Annotated in this window: 18 protein-coding genes and 1 riboswitch; of the genes, 2 read left to right on the forward strand and 16 right to left on the reverse strand. The window is 71.0% G+C overall.

Annotated elements, in window-relative coordinates; translation table 11 throughout:
- Nucleotide 1 precedes the first annotated feature (1 nt).
- The 14 genes from ABZ441_RS19225 to ABZ441_RS19290 form a co-directional block, all read right to left on the reverse strand.
- Complete coding sequence (locus ABZ441_RS19225) at nt 2-2,569, reverse strand: polynucleotide kinase-phosphatase (RefSeq protein WP_358975261.1); 2,568 nt, start codon at nt 2,567-2,569, stop codon at nt 2-4.
- Complete coding sequence (locus ABZ441_RS19230) at nt 2,566-4,056, reverse strand: 3' terminal RNA ribose 2'-O-methyltransferase Hen1 (RefSeq protein ID WP_358975264.1); 1,491 nt, start codon at nt 4,054-4,056, stop codon at nt 2,566-2,568. Before ABZ441_RS19230 ends, ABZ441_RS19225 begins: the two co-directional genes overlap by 4 nt.
- A 43-nt stretch (nt 4,057-4,099) precedes the next feature.
- Complete coding sequence (gene mmuM, locus ABZ441_RS19235) at nt 4,100-5,035, reverse strand: homocysteine S-methyltransferase (RefSeq protein ID WP_358975267.1); 936 nt, start codon at nt 5,033-5,035, stop codon at nt 4,100-4,102.
- Between the two features lie 313 nt (nt 5,036-5,348).
- A complete protein-coding gene (locus ABZ441_RS19240; protein WP_358975269.1) occupies nt 5,349-6,272 on the reverse strand; it encodes an LLM class F420-dependent oxidoreductase in 924 nt (307 codons plus the stop codon).
- A gap of 121 nt (nt 6,273-6,393) precedes the next feature.
- Nucleotides 6,394-6,966 carry a DUF6099 family protein gene (locus ABZ441_RS19245; protein ID WP_358975272.1) on the reverse strand — a complete coding sequence of 191 codons (573 nt, stop codon included), beginning with the start codon at nt 6,964-6,966 and terminating at the stop codon, nt 6,394-6,396.
- 135 nt (nt 6,967-7,101) lie between these two features.
- On the reverse strand, nt 7,102-7,461 hold the full coding sequence (locus tag ABZ441_RS19250) for a nucleotide pyrophosphohydrolase (protein ID WP_358975275.1): 360 nt from the start codon (nt 7,459-7,461) through the stop codon (nt 7,102-7,104).
- Nucleotides 7,458-8,678, reverse strand: a complete 1,221-nt coding sequence (locus ABZ441_RS19255; protein WP_358975307.1) for an ATP-binding protein — start codon at nt 8,676-8,678, stop codon at nt 7,458-7,460. Before ABZ441_RS19255 ends, ABZ441_RS19250 begins: the two co-directional genes overlap by 4 nt.
- A 7-nt stretch (nt 8,679-8,685) precedes the next feature.
- On the reverse strand, nt 8,686-9,093 hold the full coding sequence (locus ABZ441_RS19260; protein ID WP_205021684.1) for a cell division protein SepF: 408 nt from the start codon (nt 9,091-9,093) through the stop codon (nt 8,686-8,688).
- Nucleotides 9,094-9,168: 75 nt separating this feature from the next.
- The gene (locus ABZ441_RS19265) at nt 9,169-10,518 is read right to left on the reverse strand and encodes a cytochrome P450 (RefSeq protein ID WP_358975278.1); all 1,350 of its coding nucleotides are present in this window, start codon (nt 10,516-10,518) and stop codon (nt 9,169-9,171) included.
- Nucleotides 10,515-11,129, reverse strand: coding sequence for an ATP/GTP-binding protein (locus ABZ441_RS19270; protein WP_358975281.1), 615 nt, complete (start codon nt 11,127-11,129; stop codon nt 10,515-10,517). Before ABZ441_RS19270 ends, ABZ441_RS19265 begins: the two co-directional genes overlap by 4 nt.
- Nucleotides 11,107-11,460: a DUF742 domain-containing protein gene (locus tag ABZ441_RS19275; protein ID WP_031098149.1), complete on the reverse strand. Its 354-nt coding sequence runs from the start codon at nt 11,458-11,460 to the stop codon at nt 11,107-11,109. The genes ABZ441_RS19270 and ABZ441_RS19275 overlap by 23 nt, the downstream gene beginning before the upstream one ends.
- The gene (locus ABZ441_RS19280; RefSeq protein ID WP_358975284.1) at nt 11,457-11,879 is read right to left on the reverse strand and encodes a roadblock/LC7 domain-containing protein; all 423 of its coding nucleotides are present in this window, start codon (nt 11,877-11,879) and stop codon (nt 11,457-11,459) included. The genes ABZ441_RS19275 and ABZ441_RS19280 overlap by 4 nt, the downstream gene beginning before the upstream one ends.
- Nucleotides 11,876-13,357 (reverse strand): ATP-binding protein, encoded by a 1,482-nt coding sequence (locus ABZ441_RS19285; protein WP_358975287.1) that lies wholly within the window; start codon nt 13,355-13,357, stop codon nt 11,876-11,878. The genes ABZ441_RS19280 and ABZ441_RS19285 overlap by 4 nt, the downstream gene beginning before the upstream one ends.
- Before the next feature lie 101 nt (nt 13,358-13,458).
- A complete protein-coding gene (locus tag ABZ441_RS19290) occupies nt 13,459-14,451 on the reverse strand; it encodes an MBL fold metallo-hydrolase (RefSeq protein WP_358975290.1) in 993 nt (330 codons plus the stop codon).
- A gap of 423 nt (nt 14,452-14,874) precedes the next feature.
- Between ABZ441_RS19290 and ABZ441_RS19295 the strand changes: the two genes are divergently transcribed.
- Entirely contained in the window at nt 14,875-15,768 is an 894-nt protein-coding gene (locus tag ABZ441_RS19295) for a sugar isomerase (RefSeq protein ID WP_358975293.1), read from the forward strand.
- Nucleotides 15,769-15,831: 63 nt separating this feature from the next.
- Here ABZ441_RS19295 and ABZ441_RS19300 read toward each other — a convergent pair whose 3' ends face one another.
- Nucleotides 15,832-16,425 carry a hypothetical protein gene (locus tag ABZ441_RS19300; protein ID WP_358975296.1) on the reverse strand — a complete coding sequence of 198 codons (594 nt, stop codon included), beginning with the start codon at nt 16,423-16,425 and terminating at the stop codon, nt 15,832-15,834.
- A 225-nt stretch (nt 16,426-16,650) separates the two neighbouring features.
- Nucleotides 16,651-17,505 (reverse strand): transglycosylase SLT domain-containing protein, encoded by an 855-nt coding sequence (locus ABZ441_RS19305; protein ID WP_358975299.1) that lies wholly within the window; start codon nt 17,503-17,505, stop codon nt 16,651-16,653.
- 4 nt (nt 17,506-17,509) lie between these two features.
- Nucleotides 17,510-17,695: riboswitch (cyclic di-AMP (ydaO/yuaA leader) on the reverse strand.
- Nucleotides 17,696-18,052: 357 nt separating this feature from the next.
- On the opposite strand from ABZ441_RS19305, the gene ABZ441_RS19310 reads away from it, so the two are divergent.
- The gene (locus ABZ441_RS19310; RefSeq protein ID WP_358975301.1) at nt 18,053-18,283 is read left to right on the forward strand and encodes a hypothetical protein; all 231 of its coding nucleotides are present in this window, start codon (nt 18,053-18,055) and stop codon (nt 18,281-18,283) included.
- The last annotated feature ends 249 nt before the right edge of the window (nt 18,284-18,532 follow it).

Raw genomic sequence — 18,532 nt, forward strand, 5'->3', positions numbered from 1 at the left:
CCTACAGCCGGGGGTCGACCGGCTCCGACTCCAGGGCCAGCACCGCGAATACCGCCTCGTGGATCCGCCACAGCGGCTCCCCGTCGGCCAGCCGGTCCAGCGCCTCCAGGCCGAGGGCGTACTCCCTCAGGGCAAGCGACCGTTTGTGGCCGAGGAACCGGGAACGCAGCCGCTCCAGATTGTCCGGCCGCGTGTACTCGGGACCGTAGATGATCCGCAGGTACTCCCGGCCGCGCACCTTGATGCCCGGCTGGACGAGCCTGCCCTTCCCGTCCCTGGCGAGGGCGTCCAGCGGCTTGACCACCATGCCCTCGCCGCCGCGGCCGGTCATCTCCAGCCACCAGTCGGTGCCGGAGCTCACGGATGCCTCGTCACCCGTGTCGACGACGAGGCGCCGGGTGACCTGGAGCAGCCCGGTCGGGTCGTGCTCGACGAGGCGGTCCAGCCACGCCAGCTGCTCGTCGTGCGGTACGGAGGCGAGGGAGCGGCCGTGCACGGCGAGGATCTGGAACGGTGCCATCCGGACGCCGTCGAGCCCTTCGGTGCTCCAGCAGTACCTGCGGTACGCCTCCGTGAAGGCGGCCGCGTCGGCGGCGCGTTCCCGCTGACGGCCGGCCAGGGCGCCGACGTCGACACCGCGGGCCACCGCGGCGGCCAGGGCCTCGTCAGCCACGGGCAGGACCGCGCCGGCGGCCGCGCCCACCGCCGCGTACTGCGAGCGCAGCAGACCGGCGGCCTTGAGGGACCAGGGCATCAGCTCGGCGTCGAGCACCACCCAGTCGGTGTTCCACTCCTCCCACAGCCCGGCGGCGGTGACGGCCGCGCGCAGCCGGCCGAGGACGAGCTCGGTGAGCGCCGTGTCGTCCAGGAACGGACGCCCGGTGCGCGTGTACAGGGCTCCGGTGGGCCCTCCCCCACGGCCGAAGAAGGCGCCCCCGGCACCGAAGCGCTCGCGGGCGGTGCCGGCGTCGCGGCAGACCAGCGCCACCGCGCGCGAGCCCATGTGCTTCTCCTCGCAGACGACCCTGGCGACGCCGTCCGCGCGGTACTGCGCGAAGGCCTCGGCCGGATGCTCCAGGAAGCCCACCTCCTGGGAGGTCGCGGTCGGAGCCATGGTCGGCGGGAGATAGGTCAGCAGCCTGGGGTCGACGGCGAAGCGGCTCATGACTTCGAGCGCCGCCGCCGCGTTCTCCTCGCGCACCGCGATGCGGCCCATGTGGCGGGTCTCCACGACGCGGCGGCCCTGGACATCGGCGAGGTCGAGCGGCCGGCCCTCCCGGCCCCCGGGGGCTTCGGTGGTCAGCGGCTTCACCGGCTCGTACCAGACACGCTCGGCCGGTACGTCGACGAGCTCGCGCTCCGGCCATCGCAATGCCGTCATCTTCCCGCCGAAGACGGCCCCGGTGTCCAGGCAGAGCGTGTTGTTCACCCAGGAGGCGGTGGGCACCGGCGTGTGGCCGTAGACCACCGCGGCACTGCCCCGGTAGTCCTCTGCCCACGGGTAGCGCACGGGCAGCCCGAACTCGTCGGTCTCCCCGGTCGTGTCCCCGTACAGCGCGTGCGAACGGACTCGCCCCGAGGTGCGCCCGTGGTACTTCTCGGGCAGCCCCGCGTGGCAGACGACCAGCCTGCCCTCGTCCAGGACGTAGTGGCTGACCAGTCCGTCGATGAACTCCGCGACCTCCTTGCGGAACTCGGGGTGCTCCGCGTCCTGGCGCTCAAGCTGCTCGACGGTCTCGGCGAGGCCGTGGCTGTGCTGGACCTTGCGCCCCTTGAGATAACGGCCGAGCTTGTTCTCGTGGTTGCCGGGGACGCACAGCGCGTCGCCCGAGGCCACCATCGACATGACGCGGCGCAGCACACCGGGGCTGTCGGGACCGCGGTCGACGAGGTCGCCCACGAACACGGCGGTACGGCCTTCGGGGTGGGCGCCGTCCTCGTACCCCAGCTTGCCGAGCAGGGTGTCCAGCTCGGCGCTGCAGCCGTGGATGTCGCCGATGATGTCGAAGGGGCCGGTGAGGTGGCGGAGGTCGTTGTAGCGGCGCTCCAGCACGACCTCGGCGGTGTCGGCCTCTTCCTCGGTGCGCAGGATGTGCACCTTACGGAAACCCTCGCGCTCCAGCCCGCGCAGCGAACGGCGCAGCTCCCGGCGATGACGCCCCACGACATGGCGGGGCATCCCGGCGCGGTCCGGCCGGGTGGCGTTGCGCGCCTGGCAGAGCTCCTCCGGCAGGTCCAGCACGATGGCGATGGGCAGCACGTCGTACTGCCGGGCCAGCTGGACGAGCTGCTTACGGCTCTCCGGCTGCACGTTGGTCGCGTCGACCACGGTGAGCCGGCCGGCGGCGAGGCGCTTGCCCGCTATGTAGTGGAGGACGTCGAAGGCGTCCCGGCTGGCGCTCTGGTCGTTCTCGTCGTCGGCGACGAGGCCCCGGCAGAAGTCCGAGGAGACGATCTCGGTCGGCTTGAAGTGCCTGCGCGCGAAGGTGGACTTGCCCGATCCGCTGGCTCCGACGAGCACGACGAGGGACAGGTCGGTCACGGGCAGCGTACGAGAGGTACTGGTCATGCGGCCTTCGCCCCTTTCGTGGCCTCGTGGGCCGTCGTCCCGTCGGCCGTGGTCGTCGTGAACACGGCCATCTGTGTGGGAGGCCCCACCTCGGGGTCCTCCGGGCCCACGGGCACGAATCCCACCGTGTAGCCGTGGCGTTCGGCCACCTGCCCCGCCCAGTCGCGGAACTCCTCCCTGGTCCACTCGAAGCGGTGGTCCGCATGGCGCACGTGTCCGGCGGGGAGTGTCTCCCAGCGGACGTTGTACTCGACGTTGGGCGTCGTCACCAGTACGGTCCGCGGTCGCGCGGAGCCGAACACCGCGTACTCCAGGGCCGGAAGACGCGGCAGGTCGAGATGCTCGATCACCTCGCTCAGCACCGCGGCGTCATACCCCTTCAGCTGCTTGTCGGTGTAGGTGAGCGCGCCCTGGCGGAGGGTGACCCGCCCGGCCTGCCGCTCGCCCATCCGGTCCAGTTTCAGCCGGCGTGCCGCGACGGTCAGGGCGCGCATCGACACGTCGACCCCGACGATCTCCGTGAACCGCACGTCTCTCAGCAGGGCCTGCAGCAACTGGCCCTGCCCGCATCCGAGATCGAGGACCCGGCTCGCACCGGCCGCCACCAGTGCCTCCAGGACCGCCGCGCGGCGCCGCTCCGCGAGCGGCACCGGCTTCTCCTCCGTGTCGGTGGTCTCGTCCACCGCGTTGTCGACGTTCTCCACCTCGAGGTCGTCCGACTCCGCCAGCCGCACCAGCTCGAGCCTCTCCGTCGCCTGCCGCGTGAGACTCCAGCGACGGGAGAGATAACGGCTGGTGATCAGCTTCTGCTCGGGGTGCCGCGCGAGCCAGCCCTCACCCGCCCGGAGCAGTTTGTCCACCTCGTCGGGTGCGACCCAGTAGTGCTTGGCGTCGTCGAGCACCGGCAGCAGCACGTACAGCTGGCGCAAGGCGTCCGCGAGCCTGAGCTCCCCCTCCAGCACCAGTCGTACGTAGCGTGAGTCGCCCCACTCCGGGAACTGCTCGTCCAGCTGCACAGCCACGGCGTCCACCCGCGTCCAGCCGAGCGGCGCGAAGAGTTGGTGCACCAGCTCCGCCCCACCGCGTGCGGGCAGCGCGGGCACCTCGATCCGCAGCGGCATTGTCTCCTGGGCCCTCTCGGGCATGGCACGGCACACGCCGTTCAGCGCCGACTTGAACACCGTCGTCATCGCGACCGAGAGCAGCGACGACGCCGCGTACGGCCGGTCGTTGACGTACTGCGCGAGCGCCGCGTCGGGGGCTCCGCCCCGGCCCTTGCCCTTGCCGCGCCTCACCAACGCCACCGGATCCACCTCCAGCAGCAGCGCCGCGGTGCAACGCTCCGCGGATGCTTCGGGGTAGAACACGTGCGCGGTGCCGTGCGAGGTCGAGAACGTCTGCGCCTTGTCGGGATGCTTGTGCAGCAGGTAGCCGAGATCGGTGGCGGGGCGCTCTGGGGTGCCGGTCGTGCTGATAGTCAGGAACACGTGTCCGAGTATGGTCCGGTGATCGGTCTCCCACCAGGCCTTTTCACGCCCCGGACGACCGCAGCCGGTCTGCCAGCGCCGCGATGTCGGACGGGCCGACCCGGCAGCAGCCGCCGACCAGCCGCGCGCCCGCCCGCTGCCAGTCCCGCACCCTGCCCGGTTCGAATGTGCCGCTCCCGGCCCAGTCGCGGCTGTCGGCGTCCCACTCCTCCCCACTGTTCGGATACACGACGACGGGCTTGCCGGTGGCCGCGGACGCCATCTCCACCGCACGGTCCGCGTCGTCGGGGTCACAGCAGTTGACCCCGACGGCCACGACCTGGTCGATGCCTGCGACGAGCCCGAAGGCCTCCGTCAGCGGCTGTCCGGCCCTTGTCCGGTCGCCCGCCACGCTGTACGAGAGCCAGACCGGCACTCCGAGGTCCTGGACCACCCGGAGCAGGGCCTCGGCCTCGTCGATGTCCGGCACGGTCTCCAGGGCCAGTACGTCAGGGCCCGCCGCCGCCAGCGTCTCGGCCCGGGGCCGGTGGAAGCGCATCAGTTCCCGGACGGTCAGGCCGTACCGGCCCCGGTACTCGCTGCCGTCCGCGAGCATCGCCCCGTACGGTCCGACCGAGGCGGCGACCCAGCTCTCGCGCCCCGTCACCGCGCCCGCCCTGCGCGCCGCCTCCACGCTGCCGGCCATCAGCTCGGCCGCCCGGCCCGTCCCGATCCCGCGCCGCGCGAACCCCTCGAAGGTCGCCTGGTAGCTCGCGGTGATGAGGACCTGCGCACCCGCCCGCGCGTACGCGGCGTGCGCGGCCTCGATCTGCTGGGGCGCATCGCTCAGCAGCCGGGCCGACCACAGGGCGTCGGAGAGATCGCAGCCCTGCGCCTCCAGCTGGTTGGAGAGACCACCGTCCAGCAGGACGGTGCCCTCGGCGAGCGCGTCGCCGAGCGTTCGGCCGGGCGACGGGTCGGGGGTCCGGGCGGTGTGCACGATCGCTCCTTGCTGTCGACTGCGTACGGTTGCCGGGTGATTCCGGCCGGTCCGGGCCCACGCCGGGTCTTTACGGTCCCGCCTGATGCCGCCCCCGGTCCGCGCCGGCCCTCGCGGTCGCACCTGGTGCCACAGCCCGGACGCAGCGACCCTCGCGGTCCGCCCGGTGCCGCACCGGGAGCATCTTCCTGTTCGCGCAGTGGCAGATCGCCGGCGCGGCCCCGGGGAGGCCGCGTCCCACATCGGTCCCCGCGGTCCCGCCCTGCCGCAGCGGCGCCGCGCGGGTTCCGACGCGGCGGCCGGTCTCTTCCCCTCAGCCCAGCTGCGCCTGGACCTGCGACGAGATCAGCTCGAGATGCCCCAGGTCGTCCAGGTCCAGCACCTGGAGGTAGACCCGCGAGGAGCCGATGGCGGCATATCGGCCGATCTTGTCGACCACCTCGTCGGGTGAGCCCGCCAGCCCGTTGGCCTTGATCTCCTCCACCTCCCGCCCGATGGCGGAAGCGCGCCTGGCCACCTCCGCGTCGTTCTTCCCGACGCACACCACCAGGGCGTTGGAATACACCAGGTCGTCCGGGGCCCGCCCGGCCGCCACGGCCGCTTCCCTGACCCGGCCGAACTGCTTCTCGCTGTCCTCGATCGACGCGAAGGGGATGTTGAACTCGTCCGCGTACCGCGCGGCCAGGCGCGGCGTGCGAACGGCACCATGACCGCCGATCAGGACCGGCACCTTCGCCTGAGCGGGCTTCGGCAGCGCCGGGGAGTCGGTGAGCTGGTAATACGTCCCGTCGTAGCTGAACGTCTTGCCGGTCTCCGTCTCCCACAGGCCCGTGACGATCGCCAGCTGCTCCTCGAGCCGGCCGAACTTCTCCTTCGGGAACGGGATCCCGTACGCCTTGTGCTCCTCCTCGAACCAGCCGGCCCCCAGACCGAGCTCGACGCGGCCACCGGACATCTGGTCGACCTGGGCAACCTGGATGGCCAGCACCCCGGGCAGGCGGAAGGTGCCCGCCGTCATCAGCGTGCCGAGGCGGATCCGCTTGGTCTCGCGGGCCAGCCCGGCCAGCGTGATCCAGGCGTCGGTCGGGCCCGGCAGGCCGTCCCCCGAACCCATACGCAGATAGTGGTCCGACCGGTAGAAGGCGTCGAAGCCGAGGTCCTCGGCGGCCTTGGCGACGGTCAGCAGGGTGTCGTAGCTCGCCCCTTGCTGGGGCTCGGTGAAGATTCGAAGATCCATGTCTCCATCCTGCACCTTCGAAACTGCCGCGCCCGTCTCCCCCTGTGCTTCGGCCCCACGCCCCCTGCCCCGTCGGGGACGCTCGGCACCCCCCGGTCCGCCCGGCTCACGGCCGTCCCGCTCACGGCTGGCGGGCCACCGAATCCGCCGGTCCGTGGACCACTGACCCATGAACCAGTGGTCCCTGACCGGACCCGAACGAGCCGTCGCGCTCACGGTCCGGTTCCGGCCCGCTCTCCCGGTCCCGCTCCCGCTCCTGCTCGGCGAGCCTCCGCATCATGCCGTGGACCCGGTCCACGGACTCGTCGACGGCGTCTATCGCCTCGATGCACTGCCAGTAGAGCCCTTCCTCCTCCGTGCCGCAGGCGACACCCACCAGAGCGATACCCGCCTCGCCCAGCAGCAGCACCAGTGCGGCCAACGCCCCGGAGAGCCGGGCCACTTCGGTGAGCTGCGACGCCCGCACACCCCCGGCCGGAACCATCGGATGGTCGAGCACCGCGCTGCCCAGCGCGCAGGTCTCACTGAGCCCCCGCGCGTCCGTCCGTAACTCCGCCGGTCCATACCTGGCCAGGTGTCCGCCGACCGCCCGGGCGAGGGCCTGAGCCTGCCATGCCTCTGCCATGACGTCCGGCACTCCCCGGCTCCCCGCCAGCGCGCTCCGGCCCGCCGCGATCAGTCGCTCCGCTTCCATGCGATTCCCCCGTCGCCGAGACCGCCCGTAGAAAAACCCGCTCACCTCTTCATTACCCACAGTGAGGGTCCCGGCACACGAAAGCCAGAGGAAATCGGAAATCTGTGGACAGGAAGCCGATTGTGGATAAGTCGATTACTCCGAAGAGTGACATTCGGTCCGTTCGGCACCGCCCGGCACGGGAAAACGCTTCTCATTCCGGTCGATCTTCGCCGCCAGCGCGGCCAGGACGTCGATGCCGAGGACCTCACAGAACTGCAGCAGATACGCCAGGACGTCCGCGACCTCGTCCGTGACACGGAACGCCGTGTCGGTGTCCTCCATCACCCTCGCCGACTGCTCCGGCGTCAGCCACTGGAAGATCTCCAGGAGTTCGGAGGCCTCCACGCTCAGCGCGGCCGAGAGGTTCTTGGGGGTGTGGTAAGGCTCCCATGCCCGGGACGCCGCGAAGTCGGCCAGCCGCCGCTGCAGTTGTGCTACATCCAGATCCGTCACGGAGTCAGGTCTACCACCGCCGCACCCTCGGTACCGCGGGCCGCTGCCGCGGCCGCCTCCCCGACCGTCCCCAGCAGGCGCATGTGCCCGTCCGCGCAGGCCGACGCCGCCAGCGTCAGCAACTGCGCGGTCTGCCGCGCGTCCATGCTCCGGTCGAGTCCGTCCGCGAGGACGGTGAGGGCCTGCATGGCCGGGGGCACTTCGGCCGCCGGGTCCACCACCAGGACATGAGGCCCGGTCAACAGTACGAGCGCGAAGGCCAGGTACCTCAGTTCGCCGTCCCCGAGTCGCCCGACGGGTGTGCTGCGGTCCGGACCCCGGCCGGCCAGGGCCTGCACGGTCCCGTCCGCCAGACGCTCGACGGTCAGCCCCGTCACCCGGCCCGAGCACCCGGCGTCCGCGACGGCGACCAACCGCGCGTGCCGCTGCGCGCATTGGCTGCGGGTGCGGTGCAGGACATCGGCGAGGTTGCCACAGCACGAGGTGAGCCGCCCCTCCCCGACGGGCACGGCGGCGCGCATCCGCCGCGGTCGAGGATCGCAGACGAAAGCCGACCGCAGTGCCACCACCACCTGTTCGGCGGCTGCCAGCACCCGGAGCTGACCGTCCGTCGTCCCCGCCACCCGCAACGGCAGCAGCGCCGTGCCGAGCCGGTCGTCGGGGAAGGGCGCACGCGTCACCGGCACCGACCCTGCGGTGTGCCAGGCAGCCTGGACCTGGGAACGCCGGGGATCCCGCAGCGCCGTGCTCAGCAGGATCTCGCCGCAGTCGGTCAGCCGCTCCCCGACGATGCGGAGCTCGGGCTCGGCCTGCACGGCGAGATCCAGTCTCACCGGGCCGGCCGGGCCCTCCACCGTGCATCCGAGCCTGAATCCGCGCCGCCCCTGCCCGTCGGCACCGGCCCGTTCCGGGACCCAGGCCACCGGATCGGGGAACACGTCCTCCAGCGGATCACCGGCAGCCAGCCGCGCAAGGGCGTCGTAGGCACGCAGGGCGGTCGACTTCCCGCTCCCGCTGGCCCCGGCGAGGAGCGTGAGCGGACCGAGCGGAATGACGGTCCGGCGGTGCGAGGCGAAGGCGTCGAGCCGGAGTTCACCGACGAAGGGGCGTGCGGGACGGGCCGCGCCTGATGGCGACGGAACCGTCCGTCCCGAAGAGATCACAGTCATGAGCGGACCGTACGCACGCCGGTGAGCGGCGAACCGTTCCGCCCGCAGGACCTTCCTACGATTGAGGTACGCCCGCGGCGGTGACCCCCTCGACCTCCATCCCGACCGGGGCGAGCAGGAAGACGTTGCGGTCCACCCGGTGCATCCCGCTGCCCAGCCCGAAGACCACGCCGCTGCTGAAGTCCAGGATCCGTTTGGCCACGTCGTTCTCGGCGCCGGTCAGGTCCAGCAGGACCGGGATCTGTGCCACGAGGTATTCGGCCACCTCACGCGCGTCCGCGAACACCTGCACCCGCAGGACGACCAGACGCCGCTGCTCGACCGACTCCTGCCGGTCGGGAACCGTCCTGTGATCGACCCGGGAAGGCCATTCGTTACGGCCCCTCAGGGGTACGACCTGGGCGAGCCCTTCCCACTGTTCGTCGGTGGCGTCATATCTGTCGTACCTGTCGTACCTGCTCACAGAGCCACCCCGTCCCCGTGCCGGTTGGCTGTGCGCCGGCTGCGCTCGCTGTTCATCGGGCAATTCTCTCGCCCCTCACCCGTTCGGCGTACCACCGACACGGTTCGGGACGTGATCGGCGGTGTCCGGATCTTCCCCGGCGTCCGGTTCCACGCGAGCGTCGTCCCGTTCGACGAGCGCGTCGCCCTGTTCCACGAACGCGTCGAGCGGGGTGAATCGCACGGGGAGATGGGCGAGCGCGCGGTGGAAGGGGCCCGGCCGCCAGACCAGCGCGCCGGGTTCGACCGCCAGTTCCAGGTCACAGAGCTGGCTGGTGATCTGTTCGATCGCGGTCGTCGCCATCAGCAGGGCTGACGGCTTGGCCGGGCAGCGGTGCGGGCCCGTCGACCACGCGAGGTGACCACCGTCACCGGAGCGCACCGCGGAGTGCGGGACGGACGGCGTCGACTGCGTGTTGGCGGCGGCGAACGAGACCAGTACGAGCTGCCCGGCGCGCAGCGGGACGCCGTGGAACTCGGTGTCGTACCGCGGGAAGTGCGCGCCCAGGTTGGCCAGGGGCGGATCGCGCCAGAGCACGTCGTCGACCGCCTCGCGCGCGGTTGTCGCGCCGCCGTGCAGCAAGCCGCCGTACCCGGTGTCGCTGAGCATGCGCAGCAGCGCGTTGCCGATCAGGTTGGTCGTGGGGTCGTGTCCCACGCTCATGATGAGCGTGATCTGACGCACCGCCTCGTTGTCGTCGAGGTCTGCCGGGTGGGCGAGCAGATATGTGGTGAGGTCCCGGCCCGGTCTGCGCCGCCGTTCGGAGACCAGAGCGGAGACGACTGCGACGAGGTCGTCGTAGGCCTCGGTCGCGTCCGCCCCGGAGTCCATCATTCCGGCCGTTCCCCGGACCACCCGCCGGACGTCCTCCGTGGCCACACCGAAGGCAGCCGTGAAGACGTGCAGGGGAAGCCTGCGGGCGTACTGGGTGATGAGGTCACCGGTGCCGGTGGCCGAGAACTCGGCGATGAGCCGCTGGGAGACCCGGACGACCTCCGCGCGCAGCAGGTGGGGTTCGATCAGGGCGAGGCTGTCGTTGATGGCGTCGCGGTAGCGGGCGTGGACGGCGCCGTCGGTGAAGAGGGCGGTGGGCCGGTGGCCCAGCACCGGCAGGACCGGCGAGTCGGCCGGTACGCCCGCCTGCCAGGCGCGGGGATCCTTGGTGAAGGTCTCGGTGTCCCGCAGCAGGTCGGCGGCCGCGTGGTAGTCGGTGACCAGCATCGCGTCGATGTCCGGGGCGATGCGCACCCTGGCCAGCGGGCCCTGGGCGCGCAGCCTGCGGTAGTGGCCGTGCGGATCGGCGGCGAAGCCGGCCCCGTACAGCGCGAGCGGTTCCCGGGGCAAGGCTGCGTTGCCCGGGGAAGTGCCGGTGGTGGATGGGGTCATGACGATTCCTGTGACGTGGGCAGAGAGGCCAGCGCGTGCTCGGCGAGTGCGATCAGGGCGTCGATGCCGCCACGGCGTTCGCGGGCGTCGCACTGCACGAGCGGGGTGCGGGGGTCGAGGTCGAGGTGCTTGCGCAGGACCTCGTCCGCGTGGGCGGGGGCGTCGGGGAAGCGGTTCACGGCGACGGCGTAGGGGAGCCCCTGCTCCTCCACCATGTCCATGACGGCGAAGGAGTCCTCCAGCCGGCGGGTGTCGATCATGACGAGGGCGCCGAGCGCACCGCGCGCGATGTCCTCCCAGAGGGGGAGGAACCTGTCCTGGCCCGGGGTGCCGAACATGTAGAGGACCAGGTCGTCCTGGACGGTGAGCCTGCCGAAGTCGACGGCCACCGTGGTGGTGCTCTTCTCCGGGAGTCCGGCGGTGTCGTCGAGTCCGGCGCTGGACTGCGTCATCACTTCTTCCGTGTGCAGGGTCGGGATCTCCGACAGGGTGCGGATCAGGGTCGTCTTGCCCACGCCGAAGGGACCCGTGACGACGAGTTTCATCAGGGTCTCGGCGGCACTCGGCAGATAGCCGATGCCGCCCCGGTCAGTGGAGGGAGCGGAGTCCAACGAGGAGCCTCTCGACGAGCGACCGGTCGATCTCACCGGCGCTGGGGATCGGTGGTCGAGCGTGCAGATGTCCTGCGGCCACGAGGTCCGTGGTGAGGAAGACCGTGGCGCTGACCGGCAGGTCCAGGTGGGCGGCGCATTCGACGACGGTGAGGGCTCCCGGCTCCAGGAGCTCACACAGCCTGCGCTGCTCCGAACCGCTGTCCGGCGGCAGGGCCGAGTCCGTGCGGATGAGCACGGCGAGCCGGTCGAGCGCGGGACCGGTGGGAGTGGAACGGCCACCGGTGACCAGGTAGGCGGGAATCAGGCGGCGCCCTGGGCCGGAGGTCATGGCCGGGTGACGGAGTCCGGTTGGCGGGTGGGGGCGTGCATGGCCCGGGTCAGCGCGGTGACCTGCACCTGCATCTGGTACGCGATGTTCCCCAGGTGTGCGTCGGGGGCCGCGAACAGGGCCAGCGTGGTGTTCCTGCCGGCCGGTACGACGATGGCGAAGCCCAGGTCGGACTCCACGACCGTCTGGGCCAGGCGCGGCGACTCGGCCTCGGTGAAGGCGGTGGTGAAGGCACGGGCCGCCGCGTGCAGGGTGGCCGTCATGGCGGCGACGCGCTCGGCGGACGCACGGTCCAGTCCGGGCGAAGCGCCCTCGACGAGCCCGTCGCCGGTGGCGACCACGGCGTGCTGCACTCCGGGCAGCTCCAGAAGGGGGGTCAGCACCCAGGCGAGATCACCGGCGGTGGGGGTCGTGCTCACGTCTCGTCGTCTCCTAGGTCGTCCGATGGGGATGCTGAGGGGGCCGGCACCGGCGCCTGCCTGCCGCTGAGGGTGCCCGCCTGCAGGGCGGCCCAGGCCGATCCGGCCTGCTCGGGCGTGCGGAGCAGGGGCTCTTCGGCCGACTGCGGTTCGGCCGCCGGCTCCGCCGGGGAGCCCGACCTGCGTTCTTTGCGGCGTCGGGTGGGCAGTCCCGCCGGACGCGGCGGCCCCTCGTCTGCGGACGCGGGTCCGGATACGGGCGAGGGCGCGTCGGCTCCGGCGGGTGCGGAGGACACGGCGGATGCGGAGGACACGGCGGATGCGGCGGATGCCGCGGGTTCGGACGAAGCCGGTTCGGGCAGGGCTTCCACCGGTTCGGGTGACCCGCCGGGCGGGGCCCCTTCGGCTGCGGCGCCGGTCCCCCGCGCGGGCACCGGCTTCGGCGCGAGCACGGACAGGGTGCGGTCGTCGTGCATCACCGTCAGCAGGTGGGCCGGGATGCGCAGCATCGTGCGCATCCCTCCGTACGGCGAGGACTCGATGTGACAACTGAAGCCGTACCGCGCGATGAGCCGTCCCACCACGGCGAATCCGGTCTGCGGCGGGTCACCGAGCTCGGTGAGCAGCACCTCGGAGGGGCCTGAGAGCAGCGAGCGGGCCCGCTTCAGCGCATCGTCGTCCATGCCGATACCGGCGTCGTCCACCAGGATCATGGCCCCGCGCCCCGCGGTCTGCTGGACCGTGACCGGCACCCCGGTGTCCGGGTGCGAGTACGCCGTGGCGTTGGCCAGCAGCTCGGCGAGCGCGATCGCGAGGGGTTCGGCGGCCCGGGCGACCAGCGCGAGCCGCTCCTGGCGCAGATGGTTGGCCACCTTGATCCGCTCGTAGCCCGCGACCCGGGACTGGGCACCGAGCACGACCTCGACGAGCGAGGAGTTCTGCCGGGCGAGTCCCGGCCAGGCGTCACAGAGCACGGCCGTGGCCTGGGTGCGGCGCATTGCGAGTTCGTTGCGGAAGTCCAGCTGGAGGATCCGCGGGTCGTCGTACTCGTGCTGGAGCTCGTGCAGCAGGTGCTGCGACTGGTTGAGCAGCGACTGGATCTTCGCGGAGCTGCCGCGCATGGCCGAGCGCGCCGCCGCGTCGACACGTCCGCGTTCCTCCAGGACCGCCGTGCGCGCGGCCTCCACGGCCTCGGCCAGCAGGCGGGCTGCGTCACCGTCGATCCCGGCGGCCTCCTTGAGCCCGGGAACCGGTGCGGCCCGGTGGGAGAGCGCCGTGGCCACGGCGGGTATCCGCACCCGGGCGAGCTGGCGGATCTCCTCCGTGAGAGCGAGGATGCGGACCTTGGCCGCCCTGGCCTGACGTTCGGCCAGTTCGGTGCGGGCGGAGGCGCCGTACGCATCCCGTCCGGCCCGGTACGCGCGGGCGGACGACCACACAGCCACGACGACGGCGATCAGCGTCACGATCCATGCCATCTCGATTCACCGCGTCTCTGTTGTCGGGAACGGTGGTCGGCCCACCGCGCGGCGGGATGACCGGTACCGACGGGGAGCCCGGCTGTCGTGCCGGCGGGCTGTCACGCCGACCCGCCGGCACACGACGGGTCGGTCTCGTGGGCGACCGCGGCCACGTCGGCCATCACCTCCAGGACGCCGGGGCGCCCGGAGCCGTCGAGATGGCGGTACTCGCTTCCGATGGTCACCACGAGCCGCTCCGGCAGGCCGAGAGCCGGGTGACGGGCCTCGCCGATCACCCGACGGGCCGCCTCGACGGCGGGTACCCCCGCCGCGTGCAGCGCGTGGGCCCGTTCACGTACGTACGAGAGGTAGCCCATGTGCTCCCGCACCCCGGCCGGGTCGAGCACCGGTCCGTGACCGGGCACGATCACCTCGGCTCCCGTGGCCAGGACGCGTTCGCATGCCTCGATGACGTTGCTCAGAGGGCCGGACCAGTGCACCGGGTGGTCACCGGGCTGCTGAGGGGTGGAGGAGAAGATGACGTCCCCGCTGAACACCGCACGCTGAGAGGGGAGATGGACGATCAGGTCACCCCCTGTGTGCGCGGGCGGCAGGGAGGACACCTGGACCGTGTACTCCCCCAGGGTGAGTTCGAGCTCACCGGTGAAGTAGGTGGTCGGCCGCACTTCCTCGGTGGCCGACCAGTCGAAGGCGCCGAAGTGGCGGACGAGATAGGCCCCGAGGGGTGTGGACGGATCACTTCCGGCCACCAGGGCGTGCTGCTGCTGCGGGGTGGGGTCGTAGTGGATGTGCTCCCGTGCCTCGCGGGTCGCGATGATCTCAGCGCCCGGAAGTACTCCCGCACCCCAGAAGTGGTCACCGTTGGCGTGGGTGACGATCACCCGGTCGATGTCCACCCCGTCGGGCAGCCGCTTCCGGCTCTCCACCAGGAACTGACCGGCCAGGAAGGGGTCGTAGGGGGTGTCGATCCACAGCGCGCCGCGCGAGGAGACGAGCAGCCCGCAGTTGGCCAGCCCCCAGCCCCGCTTCGGCGGCAGCCATGCGTACAGGCCCCTGCCGAGGTCCACGACATCCCCAACCGTGATCGACATGTGGTGATTATGCCGACCACGGTCCGGTCGCGCGTTCGAACTCGGACAATGCCTCGGCGTGATGACGTGAAATCGACCCTCCCCCGAAGCGCGCGGCGCACGCCGGTGACCGTCCGGGGTTGCCGCAGATCGTCCACGTGGGGGATTCGCGCGATATGGCCGAGATGACGGTCACCGAGTCCGCTCCGCGCCATGACTACCCGCACGGAGGTGACAGAACCGGATCGGGCCAACTACCCACCGGGTATGGCTGAAAACAACCGCTGGCCAGATCGTGAGGACGCCCGCCGATTGCTTGTTCTTGCTCGTTTGACCCATGTAACATGCAGAATCGAGCAAGCAGCCCAGAATTGGCCACGCTCGCATCGATTTCACCCACCCCACCCCACCGGGTGCGAGCAGCAGCGGAAGCGGAGTGCGGACATGTCCCATGTCGAGACCGAGACAGCGAGCCAGCCGGAGTGCTGGCGCCGCGCCGCGGAGGTCGCCGCCGACCGGAAGGCGGCTCTGCCCGCCACCGGTGAGCGCATCGCCGTCGTGGGCTGCGGGACGTCGTTTTACATGGCCCAGGCGTACGCCTCGCTCCGCGAGGCCTCCGGGCAGGGCGAGTCGGACGCGTACGCCGCCTCGGAGTTCCCCTTCGGACGCTCCTACGACCGCGTCGTCGCACTGACGCGTTCGGGAACGACGACCGAGGTGCTCGGCCTGCTGACCCGCCTGCGGGGTACCACCCGGACCGTCGCTGTGACCGCCGACCCGCGGACTCCGGTGATGGCCGCCGCCGACGAGGTGGTCGTGCTCGACTTCGCCGACGAGCGGTCCGTGGTCCAGACGAGGTTCGCGACCACCGCACTGACCCTGCTCCGCGCCCATCTCGGGCTGCACACCGAGGAGGTCGTCCGGGACGCCGAGACCGCTCTGGCGGAACCGCTGCCCGAAGGCCTCCTGGAATCCACCCAGTTCAGCTTCCTGGGGCGGGGCTGGACGGTGGGTATCGCCAACGAGGCGGCGCTCAAGATGAAGGAGGCGTCCCTCTCCTGGACGGAGTCGTACCCGGCCATGGAGTACCGCCACGGCCCCATCAGCATCGCCACGGCCGGTACCGCGACGTGGATGTTCGGCACCGCTCCGGAGGGGCTGCCGGAGCAGGTGCGGGAGACCGGCGCCCGCTGGGTGGAGAGCGGCCTGGACCCGCTGGCCGATCTGGTCAGGGTCCAGCGGCTGGCGATCGCCCGCGCGGCGGCCCGCGGCCTCGATCCCGACCTGCCGCGCCATCTGACGCGGTCGGTGGTGCTGGGCACGGCGGCCGGGGCCTGAAGCCGTCACGGCATGCCGCGTACCGGGCCGGTGAGCGGCCCGGTACGCGCCTCCGACCGTGGGTCAGGCCTCTTCGAAGTAGGCGTCCAGCGCCTCGTCGAGCTCCGCCGTCCACGTCTTCAGATCGCTTCGGGCGGCTGCCTCGACCTCGGCGTTGAACCACCGGCGGCTCGACAGGTGGACCGTCACGGTGAAGCGGCGCCCGAAGCGGCCGGTCTTCACCTCGACCGCGCCGATCTCGGCCCAGTCGAAGTCCGCCTGCTGGTCGTCGAGCCGGAAGCGGACGCCCTCGGCGTCCACCCTGATGGATCCGCGCCGGTCGCTGACCTCGAAGACGGGGCCGTCCCCCTTGTCGGCGCCCCCGGTCGGCGTCTCGTCCTGCCGGGCACGCTCGCTGTCAGGAACTTCGCCGTCATCCGGTACCGAGTCGCCGTCAGGGGCCGCCCCGTCGACAGCGGTCGGATCGTCCACAGCCTCCTCGGCCGCTCCCTCCGCGACGGCGTCCACGACCTCGGTCTCCCGGGGCTCCTCGGGCGCCTCCTTCTCCGCTTCCGCCCCCGTCCGCGCGGGGGCAGGGGCCGTCAGGCCGGGGATGTACGCCGGGTCTGTCCCCGCGGCGAACTCTGGCTTGGTCTTCGAATCTATGCGCTGCTCCACGGCGGGCAGTATGGACGACGAACCTGTACGAGACCAGTCACCCCGGCCCCGCCGGGCCTGTCGTCGGGCCGACAGCCGCCGTCACACGGGGGGCGACGGGCGCCGGCCACCGGTGCGCCGGAGCACGAAAGAAGGGTGGTGCGGGTTCCGCCGAACCCGCACCACCCTTCAGTCCTGTCCCTCTGTCACACGTCCGTGCGTCAGCGGTTCCGCCTCGGCAAGGACTCAGTAGGCCCCGAAGACGTTGTCGATCGAGCCGTACTTGTCGGCGGCGTAGTTGCACGCGGCCGTGATGTTGGCGACCGGGTCGTAGCTGTCCGTCGAGGTACCGGGCACGTGGTACGCCTCGAAGGTCGGGTCGATGACCTGCAGCAGGCCCTTCGACGGGATACCCGCAGCGGCGTTCGAGTCCCAGTTGTTGATGGCCTGCGGGTTACCGCCGGACTCGCGGATGATGTTGCGGTGGATGCCGTCGTACGAGCCGGGGATGCCGTTCTCGGCCATGACGGCGAGCGACTCCTTGATCCAGCCGTCGAGGTCGTCCGTGTACGCGGCCGACTCGGCGACCGGAGCGGCTTCGGCGGCAGGCGCACCCTCCGAGGCGACGGAGGTGTTCGTGCGCTCCGAACGGTCGGCGCGGTCAGCGCTTCCCTCGGCACGGTCGGACGAGGCGGAGGCCTTGGATTCAGCCTTGTCCGCCGACTTCTCGGCCTTGGCGCCGATCGTCAGCTTCAGACCGGGGTGAATCAGGTCCGGGTTTCCGCCGACGACCTTCTCGTTGTCCTCGTACAGGGCCTTCCAGCCACCGCTGACGGAATGCTCGCGTGCGATCTTGGCGAGGGTGTCACCCAAGATCACGGAATAGCTTGCGGACTCGGACTTCTGCGCGGCAATTCCCTTGCCGGTAGCGGGAGTCGATGTCACGGCCTTTTCGACGGCGGCCGGCTGGGCCGGGGCGGCGAAGGCGCTGGTCGCACCGATGACGGGGAGGGCCAGGGCGGCTCCACCCGTGCTCACGGCGATGATGCCGCGGGTCAGTGAACTGGTCCTGAAACGACGGTGCTTACCGTTTTCGAGCATGCTGAATTCCTCTCCGCCGCCTGCGAAGTGAGCTGTCGGGTTCGAGCTGGAGATGCTCGGCCGCACATGAATGCGACTTCACCCCGAGCCGCCCCGGAAACCGGGTCGGCGCTTACTTGGGTCCCCCGCTCCTGCCGTACGAGAAGTGGTCGGGTAACCGGACGGCGGCAGGATTCGGCGTTCCGCCCGGAATGATGGTGACCGTAGGCGAGAAATAGGGAAAGGAACAAGCCTGATCCGGTGATCACAATTCATTCGCAAGATCCATTGAACGGAATTCATGTAATCCACCGCACATCGCGCCACCCGTTCCTCTTGGCACAGCAGGGAACCGACCGGCAGGCTCTCGCGTCAGGGACCCATGAAGTGACGCTGGTCACGGAGTCCGATTCGGGTGTTTTGCTCCGGCGCGAAGGGGTCCAGGTCACACGAAATGGCCTTTTATGGATTACGGGATTAAATTCCAAAAACACTGCAAATCGGTCATATGGCTCACGAGTGAAGCTGCTGGGCATACCTCGAGCGGCGGCGTGGAAGCGATCCGCCCATGACTGAACGTCCGCACACCTCGGCCCCACGGATCACGGTCCTGCCCGTCCAGCCCGGGGACCCGCCGTTCCGCATCGTCGAGATCGACGGAGAGGTCATCGGGAGCGCGACCGCGATGACGGACGTGCTGATCGCCGCCGCCACGGCGGGCATTCCCGTACACGACCTCGACGACCCGGCCAGCGTCCGATGGGTGGGGGGCGGCAAACTCAGGTGGAAGCCGCACTGAGCGGACCGCGGACGGGGGACGGGCGCCGGCCAGGCACCGCGGCGTTCGGGACACCACGGGCCGGCTCCTCCTGAACCCATGACGGCCCGCATCGGTCCGGTGGACCGCTGCGGGCCGAGGCGCGGAGCGCGGGCGGCCAGCGACCAGCGCGGACCGGCGCGCGGCGGAACACCAGAAACAATAGAAACGATGAGCTATCCCGTGGCCAGCTCGCCCGGCCGGTCAGTGGGAGAACACAACAAACAAAAT

The organism is Streptomyces sp. NPDC005752 (assembly GCF_040630715.1).
Lineage (GTDB): Bacteria > Actinomycetota > Actinomycetes > Streptomycetales > Streptomycetaceae > Streptomyces.